This is a genomic window from Halomonas sp. G15 (assembly GCF_021282295.1).
GTDB classification, from domain to species: Bacteria; Pseudomonadota; Gammaproteobacteria; order Pseudomonadales; family Halomonadaceae; genus Halomonas; species Halomonas alimentaria.
The window spans coordinates 1-14,044 of sequence record NZ_JAJSPA010000059.1; the positions used below are offsets into that span (position 1 = coordinate 1).

Genomic DNA, 14,044 nt, shown 5'->3' on the forward strand with positions numbered 1-14,044 from the left:
AGAAACGCTTCACGAAGTAGTGGTGGCGAGGCGAGGGGTTCTTCTTGGTCGGGTGCATCAGCCGCTCCACGGCAGCGGCAAAGCTGGGGGCCTGCTGCAGCGACGGCCAGTTGGCCAGGACCACCACCGACAACGCACGGCAGAACTGACGGTACTCCGCCAGCGTCAAACGCATCAGGTGTCGCTGCTGCGTCGTGGCTTGTAGTGGCCACTTGTCCGTGCGAATCATCGTTCGAGCCATGCGAAAAGCCTAAGTCATTACCTGATATTTATCCAGTATTTTCCTTGACGTTCGCCAAGGCTCGCCGCTTAACTAGCGCATCACGCTTTGCGTCGATACGTAGGATGCGCGGCTGACTTGCTCAAGGCACCACTACCACCGGCACCGGGATGCGGGCCAGCAGGTCGGCATCCTGTTCGAGCAGCGCAACAAGGCGCTTACGCGTGATGGCCAGGGCGCCGCGGCGGGCGCGGGCCAGGAAGCGTTCCAGCGCCGACGCGTCCATGGAAGCCAGCTCCTCGCGACCCAGGAACAGCGGGTGGCGACGCACCGCCTCCTCCGGCGTCTCGCCCCAGGGCAGCACCGGCGCCTCGCCGCGGAAGTAACGCAGCGGCCCCGGTTCCGGCGGGTGGCGCTCATCCCAGATGATCACCGTGCAGGGCGCCTCCAGGATCAACCGCCGGCTGGTGGAGCCCAGCCGGCTGCCCCAACGCGCCGACAGGCCCGCCTTGCCCAGTACCAGCACATCGCCGGGTGACGCCTCGGCCAGGGCCTCGCTTGCCACCTGCCCCCGGCTGACCTGCAGGCGATGGCGCAGCTCCCTGCCAGCCGCGGCCTGGTGAAGCGCCCGCTCCACCCGGTGCACCTGCCGGGTCAGGCTCGACTCCATAAGCGCCAGGCTGAGCGGTCGCGCCACGCCACTGCTGGCGCCCACCTCCCGGGAGAACGGGAAGGCGGCACAGTGCAGCAGGTCCAGGTCCTCGACAAACAGCGCCACCAGCTCGGCACGCGCCTGCTCGGCCAGGGCCGCCGCTGCCTGCAGCGCCGCCAGCCCCTGGCGGGAGTCATCCAGCAGTGCCAGCACACGCAGCGCATCGGCACCTACCACCGGCTCCAGCGGGGCTTTAGTTTCATGAGGCATCGTTTCATGGGGCATCACTTCACGAGGCATCGCCGCCCTCCTCGCCGCCGTCGGCGGCATCCTCCTCGTCATCACTGGAGGCGGCCTTGACCACGGCCTGGAAGGCCGCCAGGCGCGCCTGGACCCGACCGTTCAGGCTCTCCGCCGGGAAGTTGCCCTCCGCGTCGGCCTCGCCCAGTGTCTCGCCGGTGAGCAAGGCGAGTGCCTCATCCACATGGCGCACCGCGTAGATTCGAAACGTGCCCGCCTCCATCGCCTCGCGCACCTCGCGCTTGAGCATCAGGTGCTCGACGTTGGTGGCCGGCAGGATCACCGCCTGGCCACTCAGTTCGCCCCGGGCTCGGCAGACATCGAAGAAGCCCTCGATCTTCTCGTTGACGCCACCCACCGCCTGCACCTCACCGTGCTGGTTGATGGAGCCGGTGACCGCGAACGACTGGTCGAGCCCCACCCGGGTGATCGCCGAGACCAGCGCACACACCTCGGCCACCGAAGCGCTGTCCCCCTCGATGCCGCCGTAGGACTGCTCGAAGGCGAGGCTCGCCGACAGCGATAGCGGCGCCTCCCGGGCATAGCGCCCGGCCAGGTAGCGTGACAGGATCATCACCGCCTTGGAGTGTATGCGTCCACCCAGGCGCGCCTCGCGCTCGATATCCACCACCTGGCCACTGCCGGGGCGTGCCGTGGCGGTGATGCGGGTGGGCTGGCCGAAGGCGAAGTCCCCCAGCGCCAATACCGAGAGACCGTTGACCTGCCCCACCACGCGCCCCTCGGTGGCGATCATATGGGTGCCGCGGGTGATCTGTTCATGGCTGCGCTCGCGGATGCGCCCGGCCCGCCACAGCTGCTGGGCCACCGCCTTCTCCACGTGCTCACGCTGGATCACGCTGGAACCCGCCACGGTCGCCCAGTGATCGGCCTCCATCAGCAGGTCATGCAGGTCGCGGTGGCGCGCGGTCAGGCGCTGCTGGTCGTCGGCCAAGCGGCTGGCGCGCTCGATGGTCGCCGCCACGCCGCTACGATCCAGCGGCGCCAAGGCCGCCTCCCGGGCCAGGGTGGCGATCATCCGTGCATAGAGGGCGAGGCTCTCCTCGTTGCGTTCTAGCTCGTCCTCCAGGTCTACCTGTACCTTGAACAGCTCCAGGAACTCCGGGTCGTGCTCGCAGAGCAGGTAGTAGAGCAGCCGCTCGCCGAGCAGCACGATCTTGACGTCCAGCGGTATCGGCTGGGGCTCCAGGCTCACGGTGCTGATCAGCCCGTAGGCCTGCTCCAGCGATTCGGTGCGAATCTCGCCGGCATGCAGCACCCGCTTGAGGGTCTCCCAGGCGCCGGGCTGGGTCAGCAGCCCGCGGATATCCAGCACCAGATAGCCGCCGTTGGCGCGATGCAGGGCGCCGGCGCGGATCAGCGAGAAGTCGGTGAGCAGGGTGCCATTGTGCACATGGTGTTCGATGCGCCCCACCAGGTGCTGGTGGCCCGGCAGGTCCTGGTAGATCACCGGTGCGCCTTGGGTGTCGGCGTTGTCGACCAGAAGGTTGATGTAGAACCGACTGAAGATCGCCTCCGGCGGTATCTCGGGGTCATCGGCGGTAAAGGCCTCGGCGTGCTGCAGGATCGCCTCGCGGATTGCCGTCAGATGGGCGATGACGCCCTCCTCGTCCGCATAGCGCTCCTCCAGCTCCGCGAGCGGCGCTCCGATGGCGCTCTGCAGCACCTCCTCGTTGAGCTGCTGGACCTGCTCACGCAGCTCCTTGGCAAGGCGGGGCATGCGGCGGATCGTCTGGGTCAGCTTGCGCTGCAGAATCTCCACCGTATGCTCGATGCGCTCGCGCTCCTCCTTGGGCAGCTTCTCGTACTCCTGGGGCGACATCATCTTGTCATTGTCGCCGTCGGCGGGGGCGAAGGTGAAGCCGTTGGGGGTGGAGAGCAGCAGCACGCCCTGCTCGCGGGCCTCGCGGCGGATCGCCTCGATGGCATCACGCTGGCGCTCGCCCATGGCCTGCTTCATCTCCTGCAGGCGATTCTGGTACTCGTCGCTCTCGAACACCGCCGGGATCGCCCCACGCAGCTCATCGGTCAGCGCCTCGATATCACCGCGCAGCTGGCGGCCCAGCCCCGGGGGCAGCTGCAGGTAGAGCGGTACCGAGGGATCCTCGAAGTTGTAGAGGTAGCACCAGTCCGGTGGCGACGGGTCGTTGCTCGAGCGCTCGTTCAGGTAGCGCCCCACCAGATTGTGTTTGCCGTGCCCCGGCTGGCCGAGCACGAAAAGGTTGAAGCCGTCGCTGCGGATCGCTGTGCCGAAGGCCAGCGCCTCACGGGCCCGCTCGTGGCCGGCCAACAGATCCAGCGACTCCAGTTCGCTCGAGACCTCGAAGGTGAACGCCTCCTCCGAACACGCCTGAAACACCTGCGTCACGCCAAGCGGCTCGACCATCATCCTCTCCTGTTCCAACATCCATGGCTGATAGAACAACCATGGAGCAGGAGCGGGCTTGCCGCCAGCACCCAGGTCAAGGTGTTAGACTGAAATTATGGCCAAAGCTCAGGAGACAGGCATGCCCCAGGCATCCATCCATCTCACCACCAGCATCGAATACCTGAGAGAGGCCCTGCCCGAGCTGCAGTCAATCTATCTGTTCGGCAGCCAGGCCACGGGCCGTGCAACCGAACAGAGCGACGCAGACATCGCCATCCTGCTGCCCAAGCCGCTGAGTGCCGCCCGGCGTTGGGCGCTGGCCGGTGAGCTCGCCGAGCGTCTGCAATGCGAAGTCGACCTGATCGACCTGCGGCAGGCCTCTACGGTGCTCCAGCAGCAGGTGATGAGCGAAGGTAGACGGCTCTGGTCATGCGGGTCAGAAGCCGACGAGTTCGAGCTGATGGTGCAGAGCGAATACTGGGACCTCGCCATCCAGCGGCGGGGACTGATCGATGACATCAAGCAACGAGGCAGCGTGCATGGCTGATGACGTCCTGTTGAACAAGGCAGCCACCATCGAACGTTGCGTGGCACGTGCTCGGGAGGAGTACGCCAAGGACCCTGACACTTTTCTGGATGACCTGACCCGTCAGGACGCCGCCATCCTGAACCTGCAACGGGCCTGTGAAGCCACCATAGATGCCGGCAACCGGCTGATACGAACACACCGGCTGGGGCTGCCCCAGGGCGCCAGGGATGTCTTCAACATCCTGGCGCGTGAGAAAGTCATCGATGGAAGCCTGGCCACTGCCATGAAACAGATGACCGGCTTTCGCAATATCGCCGTTCACGATTACCAGGCGGTGCAGATCCCCATTGTGGTCGCCATTATCGAAAAACATACCAACGACCTGCTGGCCTACGCCAGACGCCTGATCGAGCTGGCCTAGCAAGCAAACGGAAATCATGGCCCAAGCCCAGGAGACAGGCATGCCCCAGGCATCCAACCATCTCACCACCAGCATAATGCCTGCTTCACCCGCGATCCCATCGAAAGATTACCGATCGGTAATTTAATCCGTTAATCTAAACTTAGCCGCTAGAATAGTTACCGATCGGTAATTATTTCGTTGCGAGGCACCGGAATCCTGGCTACAATTACCGAACGGTAATCACATGCAGGTTTCCATGCCGACCACCGACCCCCTCACTCCCCAGGCCGCCACCATCCGCGACAGCGAAGAGCTCGGCAGGCTGGTGCGCCAGATGCGCACCGAGCAGGGGCTGTTGCAGATCGACCTGGCCGGGCTGGCCGGCACCGGCAATCGCTTCATCGTCGACCTGGAGCGGGGCAAGCCGACCCTGCAATTGCAGAAAGTATTGGACGTGCTGGACTTAATGGGGCTCGAGGTGGTCGTACGGCGCAAGGGCGGCAGCCACCATGGCGGGTGACGATACCCTGGAGGTTTACCACGGCGACAAGCATGTCGGTCGGCTGCATGACGCTCAACCGCTGCGCTTCGAGTATGCCCCGGCGTGGCTGGAACACCCTGAAGCAGTGAGTCTTTCACCTACCCTGCCCCTCTCGCAGCAGGTGCACGTAGGCGATGCGGTGCTGGCCTATTTCGAGAACCTGCTGCCGGAAGCCGACTTGCGTCATCACCTAGAGCTTCGCCACCACACCACTACCGTTTTCGGGCTGCTGAAAGCCATCGGCGGAGACACGGCCAGCGGTTTCACTCTGTTGCCTCCAGGGGTGACACCCGCTCCACCGCACTATCGGCCCATCAGTTGGGAAGCACTGGCGGAACACTTGCGGCACAGGGAACGTGGCCCTCTGCTCTCACAACAGGGCGAAGAGGCTCGTATCTCGCTGGCGGGTGCCCAGGACAAGTTGCTGGTGATGGTGCAGGCAGACGGAAGCCCCGCCATACCGGAAGGATCGGCACCGTCCAGCCATCTTCTCAAGCCGGACATTCGAGGCCTGGGAGGCATATGGGCCACCGCCATCAACGAGACCTTCTGCATGCAGCTGGCCGCCGAACTCGGGCTCGAAGTCGCTGAGGCTAGCTACCAGCCCGATACCCGCGCCTGCCTCGTACGACGATACGACCGGATGCCCGACGAACAGGGCAGGCTGCAGCGCCTACACCAGCTCGACTTCTGCCAGCTTGCCGGCACTCCCTCGCTGATCAAATACGAAAGTGACGGAGGCCCCGGCCTGGTGCGCTGCCGTGAACTCCTGCAGCAGGTGGGAACACCGGCCAAGGACTTGCAACGCCTGATCGCCTGGTTCTTCTTCAACCTGCTGATCGGCAACAACGATAGCCACGCCAAGAACCTCTCCATCCTCTACACGGAAGAAGGTCCGCGGTTGGCACCTTTCTACGACTTGATGAGCACGACGCTCTACAGCGGCCTCTCTCGACGCTTCGCGTTTCGCATCGCCGGTGAGGATCGCCCCGGCAGCATCGAACGCTCGCACCTCGAAACACTAGCGCGCTCAATGCAGTTCCAGCCACGCTACTTCCTGCGCCAAGGGCTTGGACTCGCCGAACGCATCCCGGCGGCCATCGACAGCACCCTCGTCGCTCTGTGCCCCCAGACTCATCAGGGCGCGGAGCGGACGCTGTTGGAGAGGTTGCAAAAAAGGCTGTTGAGCAACTGCAGGAAGCTGCCGGAACGGTGGTCGAAAAACCGATGACGCCCTAACCCCCCTTCACTGTTTTCTCGGGCACTCTATCGAGTGCCAGCCTGATCGCTCGGGTGGCCAGTTCCTGCTGCTGACATGCGATTGCCCTGGGCTCCCCAGTGAGCCTGCGGCTCACACCGCATTCCCCCATTCCCCCGTACACCTTGGACGGTGTGGGTACCCTGCGGATTCTGGATGGCTACCCTATCATTTCGGCACAATGCCGGTAGCCAAGGGTCATTCGACTGGCTGGAGCACACGCCCGCCGAATGGCATCATGCCACCACAGCAGCATCGACCTTCCCGACACGCGAGCTTCAAGGAGAGCAGCGACATGGCCCTGATCATCGGCCTGACCGGCGGCATCGCCTCGGGCAAGTCCACCGTGGCACGCGCCTTCGAGGCACTCGGTGCGCCCTGGGTGGACGCCGACGACGTCGCCCGCGAGGTGGTCGAGCCCGGCGAGCCGGCCCTGGCCGAGATCGCCGAACGCTTCGGCGCCGAGGTGCTCAACTCCGACGGCACCCTCAACCGCCGCGCGCTGCGCGAGATCGTCTTTCATAACGACAACGAGAGCGAGAGCGAGCGGCGTTGGCTGGAGTCGGTCACCCACCCGCGCATCCGCGAGCGGTTGATCGCCCATCTCGAGCGCCTCGCCGCCAGCGGAGCACCCTACGTGCTGCTGGTCTCGCCGCTGCTGTTCGAATCCGGACAGTATCAGATGGTCGACCGCGCCCTGGTCATCGACGTCCCCGAGGCGTTGCAGATTCAGCGCACCGCCGCCCGCGACGACGTCGACGAAGCCCAGGCCCGCGCCATCATCACCGCCCAGATGCCCCGCACCGAACGCCTGGCCCGCGCCGACGACGTGCTGGATAATGGCGGCAGCGAAACCGAGATGCGCCGCCAGGTCGCCGAGCTGGATCGGCAGTACCGTGAGCTGGCCCTCACCCCCCATCGCGAATAAATTCAGCTCCCACAAGACACCTTAGCGCCCCCTGACACTTACACTGATCCACCTACGGAGCCCCATGACCGATTCAAACCGCCCCCTGGAAGTCGCCTGCCCCCAGTGCCGCAAGAAGGTCGAATGGCGCGAGGACAACCCCTACCGCCCCTTCTGCAGCGAGCGCTGCCGGCTGATCGATCTCGGCGCCTGGGCCGATGGCAGCCACCGCATTGCTGGTGAGCCGGCCATGGACGAGACCGAGATCGACGAGATGATCATGCGCGCTGAGCGCGACTTCCAGGATGAGCAGTAGTCATGACGGCGCCCCACATTCAGCCGCCGGAGTACCGCCTGCTCGCCGAGCTGGAGGCAGTCTTCGACGCCCTGATCGAGCGTACCGCCGAGGTCGCCGAAGCGTATGCCAGTGCCCCCGGCGCCTGCTGGATCTTCGGCGAGCCCGAGCCGGTCGAACACTCCCGTGCCGAGGAGTGGCTGCGCGGGGCACTGCAGGATGTCTGGTATCAGGATGGTCAGGACGGCCGCGCCACACGCGCGCATATCGGCCTGGTGGCGGCGAGTGAGAGCGTGATGGAGGCCGTGGCGGCGGCCAATACGGCCAAGGCCGAGTTCGCCGCCCTGACCGCCAAGATTCGCGACCAGGTGCCGGCGCTGATTCCCGAGGCCAAGGCAGTGCTCCCCTTCCGCCACCCCGCCCTGCACGACCACCTGCGCGGCGAGGGGCTCGCCCGAGTGCACCTCAAGCAGTGCTGGCGGGCCATCCCGGCAAGCGAAGCGCCCCTGGCCCGGGTGCGCCTGGCCTGGTATTCGAGCGGGCGCTCGATCAAGAAGCTCACGGTGGCCGAGGCCGAACAGAAGCTGCTGGCCCTCGACAGCGACGCACCGCATATCCGCATACAACTGCGCAAGCTGGCGGGCCTGCCCAGCGGCGAGCCTCTGGCCCAGGTGCAGCGTCAGGCGCCACTGATGCGCGCCAACCTCTTCTATCGAGAGCCCCTCGACGACGGCCGCACCCGCCGCGCCATGAATGTCGCCCTGCCGCTGTTTATCCCCGCCCCCGACGGCCGCCTGCCCGACCACAACCTCCCGCCTCTGCAGCCACCCGAGGCACGCACCCGTGCTCGCCGCCGCGACGAACGCCTCGAGGACGAGGCCTTTCTGCCAAGCCTGAGGGTCTACCGGTACCGCTGAGTTAATCGGGGACAGACCCCCAAAAGACCTGTTAAAAGACTTATAACAGGTCTAGAATGAGTTGCGTAAGCAAACAAGGAGGGTTCCTCATGCCCCACCATATCCTGGCAACAACCACCGCCAGCATCTCGGAATTGAAGAAGAACCCCATGGCCACCGTGGCAGCCGGAGAAGGCTTCCCCGTCGCCGTGCTGAACCGCAACGAGCCCGCCTTCTATTGCATTCCGGCCGCGGTCTACGAAGAGCTGTTGGAGAAGCTCGAAGATGCCGAGCTCAACCGCATCGCTGACGAGCGGCGGGACCAGCCGGAGATCTCAGTGTCTCTTGATGATCTATGAACTGCGCTTTCGGGCCGAGGCGCTGAAGGAGTGGCACAAGCTCGACGGCAGCGTGCGCGAACAGTTCAAGAAGAAGCTCCGGGCCATCATCGAATCACCGGCCATCCCCGCCTCACGCCTGTCAGGTAGCCAGAACCGCTACAAGATCAAGCTACGCAGCGCGGGCTTCCGGCTTGTCTATGAGGTACGTGACAGCGAACTGGTCGTGCTGGTCATCGCCGTGGGCAAGCGGGATCGAAATAGCGTCTATCTCAAGGCCGCCAGACGACAGTAGCACCAACCACCAGGACGTCAGCCCTCCGGCCGCACCTCTTCCGGCAGTTCTTCCCGCTCTCCCTTGTCACCGAACTGCATCCCCAACACCCGCCCATCGACCCAGCGCAGCAGCCAGAGCTGCGAGAACAGCACCAGGAAACACCAGAACAGCGCCTTGATCATGACCATACCCTCAAGAGAGGCTCAAGGGAGGCCCACGGCCTCCTCAGGCATGATCATAGACCCGAAGCCGCCAATCAGCTAGATAGCCGGCTAATAGATTTTGCACATCTGTCCGGGGCGTGGGATGAAAAAGAATATCATCCTATGATGGTGTATACCCCTTTGATTTATGGTAAGGAGCCGTCATGTCAGCAAGGTAAAGTATCATCCTCTCTTGCCTTGCCTACTCGCGGAAGAGATCAGCGTGGCTACCAGTACGAGCCAAATGCAACTCATCGCCCTCTACGCGATACAGCAGCAACCAATCGGGTTCGATGTGGGCATCTCGATAGCCCTTCCAGTTCCCCCGTAACGGGTGATCCTAGTAGGTATCTGGCAAGGGAGCTTGCTTGAGCAGCAGGCCCAGCAAGCACCGCAGCTTGTTCATGTCCTTGCCGCGCTTCTGGACCCGCTTCACATCGCGTTTGAACTGGCTGGAACGGACTGGGGTCAGCATCAGATGCCCAAGTCATCGAACAGTGCATCCGCGCTATCAAAGCGCTTGCCCTTGCCGGCTTCCAGATCTTCCAGAGCCTTGGCCGTGGTGGCGTTCGGCACCTGCACGGCAAACGGCAGGCGCTTTTCGTCGGCGATCCGCAGCATCAGCAGGCGGATGGCGTCGGAAACGGACAGACCCATGGCCTCCAGGGCGGCGGTGGCGCGCTCTTTGGTTTCACTGTCGATGCGGGCTCGAACCACGGTATCAGCACTCATGATTCTCTCCTTTTCTTGCGTAGCTACGATGTAGCTACATTATAGCTGGGCTACGCAACCTTGTCATCACCGGAGGATGACTCTCTATTTCAAGGATGACACTTTGTTTTCATCCCACACGGGGTGATCGATAGCCCACAAAAGCGCGGGGCCGGCATGGCGCCGGCTCCGATCTCACAACGACTGATTGAACCCTCCGACGATTCATTCGAAGAATAGAATCGCGGATTCTTACCCCTCTCACGCACTCTGTTGCCAGAGCGAGGAGAGCGATACCGGAGTTCGCGGTGTGCCGGTCGACTTCTGCGAGCCGGCACGGGGCGCTGCCTTGCGGCGACACCCCTGGTAGTAAACATGGCCTCGGGCGGCGATGTTATAGGCCGCGTTCAGATCGGCGTGGTAGCGCTTGCCGGAACTAAACGTACACTGGCTGTAGTTATCTCTGTCGCGCCTTACTGGCCCTGATCCGTCGAAGGCGTGGCGGGACGTACCGCGGGCATATACCGCCACATAGCGAAGCCCCACCTCGACGGCCTTGCTGTCGAGGCGTGTCACCAGTTGGCGATGAAACCAGCGGTGAAACCGCGCCTTCATCGGTGTCCGTTTTTTACCCGCTTTGGGTCGCCAGCCCTTCAGGTTTTCGACTGCAATGGCCTGGCAGTGATGATCAAGCGCTAGATTCACCAACTGCCGACTGATCTGGTGGGCTTGATTGTCTGCCAGATGGGTTAGCCGTTGGTGGTCGCGGCGGCAGAAGCCGGGCGGCAGCCGGCTTCCGTGCCGCGTGTGCTTTTTGGCGGCCTGGCGAATACGGGCCATCAGTCGACACTCCCGGTCTTTATCCGTGCGCGAGATAAAGCCGCGCGCATGGACAGTGCCTTGAGTATCAACCACCGCCCAGGTGGCCGCCGTATTAATCCCTACATCAACCGCTAATACCCGCTCAGGCGCACCTTTTACTGGCTTCGGTGGCTCGAACTGTTCCGGTAAGGAAAGCTGCCACTGTCGCCCATTCGTGGTCAGCAGTGGCGACTTGGCCTTGCCTTTCCCTCGAAACCGGCAGGTGCCTTTCAGCCCAAATCCCATCCAAATCCAGTCATTCTGCCAATGCACCTTGATAAAGGCATGGCTGGCATCGGTGTTGAGCTTGGCACACTGGCTGCCGTAAAGGCTGGGGAAGGTTTTCGTGCTGGCCGTTAGGCGCGGTGGTTTGGCGTGCGGGTGCTTGCGCTGGCCACATCGCCACTGATCGAACCGCGTGACGAAGGAACGCACCTGGCCGACCGCATCCATCAGCGCCACACGCCGGAGATACGAGGGAAATTTGTAGTAGCGGTTGGCAAAGTACGTGTAGCGAACGTGCGGTCGTTTAGCCGTTGGGTGAATCAGCGCCTCAATGACCTTTACCGCTTCATTTCCCTGCGTTGCCCCCACCGTCGGCCAGTGGGTATAGGCGACGGTCATCAGATCGCGCACCAGCCGCCGATACAGCGTCAGCGTATTCGCCAACGCCTGTTGTTGGTCGGCACTGGTGACCTGAAGGGTGAGGGTGTCGGAGCGAATAATGGCCATAATTTTACTATATATCTATCCAGTTACACCTGCAAGGCTGACGCCTTGCTCTGCCTTAACTGTCGATTCATTCAGAGAATTGAATCGCAGAATGCGGCAGATTTTTGTTCAACCCATCTTCGTGGGGGCCGGGTCGACAGGCTCCCCCGTGCTCCCATCGCCCCGCTCGACCAGGCTGTCGCGGATCTGGCGCAGCAGCAGGATATCCTCGGGCGGGGCCGCCGGTTCGGTCGGCGCCGCGGCCTCCTGGCGGCGCAGCCGGTTGATGCCCTTCACCAGCAGGAACACCGCAAACGCGACGATCAGGAAGCTGATCACGTTATTGACGAACAGCCCGATATTCAGGGTCACCGCCCCATCCGCCGCTGCCTCGACCGGGGTGGCGTAGGGCCCCTCGCCCTTCAACACCAGGAAGATGTTGGAGAAGTCGACCCCGCCCATCAGCAGGCCGATCGGTGGCATCAGCACATCATTCACCAGGCTGGTGACGATGGTGCCGAAGGCACCGCCAATGATGATGCCCACCGCCATGTCGACCACGTTGCCGCGAACGGCAAACTCCTTGAACTCCTTAAACATCTCTCGCCCTCCCTGTGGGTGCGGCCATCCCGCCGCCCCTGCGACGGTGCCGAGAAGCCAGGCCGGTTCATTATAGGTCGAAAGATGCTGGTTGCTCTCACAACCTCTCCGCCACCCGCTCCAGGATCTGCCGGCTCACCCGGCCGACCAGCGGCGTGGCGGCCTTGTTCACCGCTTTCTCCAGAAGCTTGTTGCGCAGCTTGTAGGTCAGGGTCAGGTTGACCTCGGTGCCGCCCTCCACCGGGCGCAGGCGGTAGCGCCCCTGGTTCTCCACCCCGTCCAGCGAGGCCCAGGCCAGCGCCTCCGGCGCGCGCCGCTCGGTGATCTCCACGTCGAAGTGCCAGTCGCGCCCCACGGCATGCACGTGCCAGCGGTAGCGGTCGTCGCCCAGCGCCTCGATGCTGTGGATCAGGTCGGAGTAGTCGGCGAAGTCCTCCACCCGCTCCAGCAACGCGAAGACCCGCTCCGGTGGCGCCGCGAGGATCGTGGAGTGTTCAATGGTGGCCATGGCGTGCTCCCTGCAACGGTGATCGAGCTCAGCGGCAGAGTATCGCAGCTAGCTTCGATATTGGGAAAACCAAGGCTGGGAAAATCCAGGTCTATCGCAGAGAGCCAAGGGTATTGTGGGAGCCCGATTTATCGGCGATCAGCCATCGCGCAGAATCTGCGCTCCCACAAAGGGCGACACGGTAACTGCCATTGCCTTGTTGGAATTTCAGCCATCGCCAAGCTCCACTCCCAGCGTCACAGTCAACTCATGCCCTTGCTCTGCCGCCCAGGCCAGCAGCACCTCGCGCAGCGCCTGCTGGGCGTCTCGTTCGCCGTGCACCAGGCGGATGTGCCGCGGCGGGCGGCGCACGAAGTTGAGCAGGTCGTGCTGATCTGCGTGGGCCGAGTAGCCCGAGACCGTCTCCACCCGGGCGCGGATATCGATGCGCTCGCCGTCGAGTTCCACCCAGCCGCCCTTCGGGCCGTAGCGCTGGATATCGCGCCCCGGCGTGCCGGCGCCCTGGTAGCCGGTGAACAGCACACAGTGACGCGGGTCACCCAGCATGCGCGTGAGGTAGTTGACCACCCGCCCGCCACTCACCATGCCGCTCGCCGCGATCACCACCGCCGGGCGATGGCTCTCGGCCAGGTAGGCCACCGTACGCTCGTGCTCTTCATGTGAGCTAACGGTATAAAGGTTCTCGAAGCTCAGCGGATGACGCCCGGCTTTGAGCCGCGCATGGGCCTCGGCGTCCCACCAGGGTTTCAGTTCGCGGTAGACCGCGGTGAAGCGCGCCGCCAGCGGCGAATCGACGATGATCTCCAGCTCCCGCCAGCGTCGGCTGCCCGCCTGATGGATCAGCGTCTCCATCTCGTAGAGCAGCTCCTGGGTGCGGCCGATGCTGAACGCCGGAATCACTACCGTACCGCCATTCTCCAGTGCCCTGTCGATGGCCGCCTTGAGCCGCCCACGGCGGTGGCGGCGATCCTCGTGGCGCCGGTCGCCGTAGGTGCTCTCCAGCACCAGGCTGTCGCAGCACCAGGCTGTCGCAGCCCCAGGGCGGCTCTGGCGCCGAGAGCAACGGCGCATAGGGCGCGCCCAGGTCGCCGGAGAACAGCGTGCGCTGGGTATCGCCGCGCTGCCGGTCGAGCACATCCACCTCCACATAGCAGGAACCCAGGATATGCCCGGCACGCTTGAGCTAGTCAGCCGCGCATCCTACGTATCGACGCGAAGCGTGATGCGCTAGTTAAGCGGCGAGCCTTGGCGAACGTCAAGGAAAATGCTGGATAAATATCAGGTAATGGCTTAGGCTTTTTCCATGACTCGAACCATGATTCGCACGGACAAGTGGCCACTACAAGCCACGACGCAGCAGCGACACCTGATGCGTTTGACGCTGGCGGAGTATCGCCAGTTCTGCCGTGCGTTGTCGGTGGTGGTCCTGGCCAACTGGCCGTCGCTGC

At 63.8% G+C, this 14,044-nt stretch carries 17 protein-coding genes and 1 pseudogene; 9 read left to right on the forward strand and 9 right to left on the reverse strand.

Translation table 11 applies throughout. The features are described 5' to 3' along the window. Positions 1-362: 362 nt before the first annotated feature. Positions 363-1,172, reverse strand: coding sequence for a universal stress protein (locus LWH48_RS17215; protein WP_232913534.1), 810 nt, complete (start codon positions 1,170-1,172; stop codon positions 363-365). Continuing rightward, a complete protein-coding gene (locus tag LWH48_RS17220; RefSeq protein ID WP_232913535.1) occupies positions 1,162-3,576 on the reverse strand; it encodes a Lon protease family protein in 2,415 nt (804 codons plus the stop codon). The genes LWH48_RS17215 and LWH48_RS17220 overlap by 11 nt, the downstream gene beginning before the upstream one ends. A 121-nt stretch (positions 3,577-3,697) precedes the next feature. Here LWH48_RS17220 and mntA point away from each other — a divergent pair, with 121 nt between their 5' ends. From mntA to LWH48_RS17265, 9 genes are all read left to right on the forward strand, one after another. Continuing rightward, on the forward strand, positions 3,698-4,105 hold the full coding sequence (mntA, locus tag LWH48_RS17225) for a type VII toxin-antitoxin system MntA family adenylyltransferase antitoxin (protein WP_232913536.1): 408 nt from the start codon (positions 3,698-3,700) through the stop codon (positions 4,103-4,105). Further along, positions 4,098-4,508, forward strand: coding sequence for a type VII toxin-antitoxin system HepT family RNase toxin (gene hepT / locus LWH48_RS17230; protein WP_232913537.1), 411 nt, complete (start codon positions 4,098-4,100; stop codon positions 4,506-4,508). The genes mntA and hepT overlap by 8 nt, the downstream gene beginning before the upstream one ends. 238 nt (positions 4,509-4,746) lie before the next feature. Then, positions 4,747-5,010 (forward strand): helix-turn-helix transcriptional regulator, encoded by a 264-nt coding sequence (locus tag LWH48_RS17235; RefSeq protein ID WP_232913538.1) that lies wholly within the window; start codon positions 4,747-4,749, stop codon positions 5,008-5,010. Beyond that, a complete protein-coding gene (locus tag LWH48_RS17240) occupies positions 5,000-6,262 on the forward strand; it encodes a type II toxin-antitoxin system HipA family toxin (protein ID WP_232913539.1) in 1,263 nt (420 codons plus the stop codon). Before LWH48_RS17235 ends, LWH48_RS17240 begins: the two co-directional genes overlap by 11 nt. 328 nt (positions 6,263-6,590) lie before the next feature. Further along, a complete protein-coding gene (gene coaE, locus LWH48_RS17245; protein ID WP_232913547.1) occupies positions 6,591-7,217 on the forward strand; it encodes a dephospho-CoA kinase in 627 nt (208 codons plus the stop codon). 64 nt (positions 7,218-7,281) lie between these two features. Continuing rightward, positions 7,282-7,512 (forward strand): DNA gyrase inhibitor YacG, encoded by a 231-nt coding sequence (gene yacG / locus LWH48_RS17250; protein ID WP_232913540.1) that lies wholly within the window; start codon positions 7,282-7,284, stop codon positions 7,510-7,512. A 2-nt stretch (positions 7,513-7,514) separates the two neighbouring features. Further along, positions 7,515-8,408 (forward strand): DNA replication terminus site-binding protein, encoded by an 894-nt coding sequence (locus tag LWH48_RS17255; RefSeq protein WP_232913541.1) that lies wholly within the window; start codon positions 7,515-7,517, stop codon positions 8,406-8,408. An 89-nt stretch (positions 8,409-8,497) separates the two neighbouring features. Then, complete coding sequence (locus LWH48_RS17260; RefSeq protein ID WP_232913542.1) at positions 8,498-8,746, forward strand: type II toxin-antitoxin system Phd/YefM family antitoxin; 249 nt, start codon at positions 8,498-8,500, stop codon at positions 8,744-8,746. After that, positions 8,736-9,020 carry a type II toxin-antitoxin system RelE family toxin gene (locus tag LWH48_RS17265; protein WP_232913548.1) on the forward strand — a complete coding sequence of 95 codons (285 nt, stop codon included), beginning with the start codon at positions 8,736-8,738 and terminating at the stop codon, positions 9,018-9,020. Before LWH48_RS17260 ends, LWH48_RS17265 begins: the two co-directional genes overlap by 11 nt. Before the next feature lie 17 nt (positions 9,021-9,037). Here LWH48_RS17265 and LWH48_RS17270 read toward each other — a convergent pair whose 3' ends face one another. The 7 genes and pseudogenes from LWH48_RS17270 to LWH48_RS17300 all read right to left on the reverse strand — a co-directional run bounded on the left by LWH48_RS17270 (position 9,038) and on the right by LWH48_RS17300 (position 13,601). Next, entirely contained in the window at positions 9,038-9,184 is a 147-nt protein-coding gene (locus LWH48_RS17270; RefSeq protein WP_232913543.1) for a hypothetical protein, read from the reverse strand. 223 nt (positions 9,185-9,407) lie between these two features. Beyond that, positions 9,408-9,680: pseudogene (locus LWH48_RS17275) on the reverse strand (type II toxin-antitoxin system YafQ family toxin). Then, the gene (locus LWH48_RS17280; RefSeq protein ID WP_161432010.1) at positions 9,680-9,937 is read right to left on the reverse strand and encodes a type II toxin-antitoxin system RelB/DinJ family antitoxin; all 258 of its coding nucleotides are present in this window, start codon (positions 9,935-9,937) and stop codon (positions 9,680-9,682) included. The pseudogene LWH48_RS17275 and the gene LWH48_RS17280 overlap by 1 nt, the downstream one beginning before the upstream one ends. A gap of 240 nt (positions 9,938-10,177) precedes the next feature. Further along, a complete protein-coding gene (locus LWH48_RS17285; protein ID WP_232913544.1) occupies positions 10,178-11,509 on the reverse strand; it encodes an IS200/IS605 family accessory protein TnpB-related protein in 1,332 nt (443 codons plus the stop codon). A 108-nt stretch (positions 11,510-11,617) separates the two neighbouring features. Then, positions 11,618-12,088 carry a large conductance mechanosensitive channel protein MscL gene (mscL, locus tag LWH48_RS17290; RefSeq protein ID WP_232913545.1) on the reverse strand — a complete coding sequence of 157 codons (471 nt, stop codon included), beginning with the start codon at positions 12,086-12,088 and terminating at the stop codon, positions 11,618-11,620. A gap of 97 nt (positions 12,089-12,185) precedes the next feature. Then, a complete protein-coding gene (locus LWH48_RS17295; RefSeq protein WP_232913546.1) occupies positions 12,186-12,596 on the reverse strand; it encodes an SRPBCC family protein in 411 nt (136 codons plus the stop codon). Between the two features lie 207 nt (positions 12,597-12,803). Beyond that, positions 12,804-13,601 carry an MBL fold metallo-hydrolase RNA specificity domain-containing protein gene (locus LWH48_RS17300; protein WP_332875640.1) on the reverse strand — a complete coding sequence of 266 codons (798 nt, stop codon included), beginning with the start codon at positions 13,599-13,601 and terminating at the stop codon, positions 12,804-12,806. Positions 13,602-14,044: the final 443 nt, after the last annotated feature.

Bases quoted from the DNA above. Each gene is read 5' to 3' on its own strand.
- LWH48_RS17280 (WP_161432010.1), bottom strand. From the start codon at position 9,937: ATGAGTGCTGATACCGTGGTTCGAGCCCGCATCGACAGTGAAACCAAA.
- LWH48_RS17270 (WP_232913543.1), bottom strand. From the start codon at position 9,184: ATGATCAAGGCGCTGTTCTGGTGTTTCCTGGTGCTGTTCTCGCAGCTC.
- mntA (WP_232913536.1), top strand. From the start codon at position 3,698: ATGCCCCAGGCATCCATCCATCTCACCACCAGCATCGAATACCTGAGA.
- hepT (WP_232913537.1), top strand. From the start codon at position 4,098: ATGGCTGATGACGTCCTGTTGAACAAGGCAGCCACCATCGAACGTTGC.
- LWH48_RS17235 (WP_232913538.1), top strand. From the start codon at position 4,747: ATGCCGACCACCGACCCCCTCACTCCCCAGGCCGCCACCATCCGCGAC.
- LWH48_RS17220 (WP_232913535.1), bottom strand. From the start codon at position 3,576: ATGGTCGAGCCGCTTGGCGTGACGCAGGTGTTTCAGGCGTGTTCGGAG.
- LWH48_RS17240 (WP_232913539.1), top strand. From the start codon at position 5,000: ATGGCGGGTGACGATACCCTGGAGGTTTACCACGGCGACAAGCATGTC.
- mscL (WP_232913545.1), bottom strand. From the start codon at position 12,088: ATGTTTAAGGAGTTCAAGGAGTTTGCCGTTCGCGGCAACGTGGTCGAC.
- LWH48_RS17285 (WP_232913544.1), bottom strand. From the start codon at position 11,509: ATGGCCATTATTCGCTCCGACACCCTCACCCTTCAGGTCACCAGTGCC.
- LWH48_RS17215 (WP_232913534.1), bottom strand. From the start codon at position 1,172: ATGCCTCGTGAAGTGATGCCCCATGAAACGATGCCTCATGAAACTAAA.
- LWH48_RS17255 (WP_232913541.1), top strand. From the start codon at position 7,515: ATGACGGCGCCCCACATTCAGCCGCCGGAGTACCGCCTGCTCGCCGAG.
- LWH48_RS17260 (WP_232913542.1), top strand. From the start codon at position 8,498: ATGCCCCACCATATCCTGGCAACAACCACCGCCAGCATCTCGGAATTG.
- LWH48_RS17265 (WP_232913548.1), top strand. From the start codon at position 8,736: ATGATCTATGAACTGCGCTTTCGGGCCGAGGCGCTGAAGGAGTGGCAC.
- LWH48_RS17295 (WP_232913546.1), bottom strand. From the start codon at position 12,596: ATGGCCACCATTGAACACTCCACGATCCTCGCGGCGCCACCGGAGCGG.
- yacG (WP_232913540.1), top strand. From the start codon at position 7,282: ATGACCGATTCAAACCGCCCCCTGGAAGTCGCCTGCCCCCAGTGCCGC.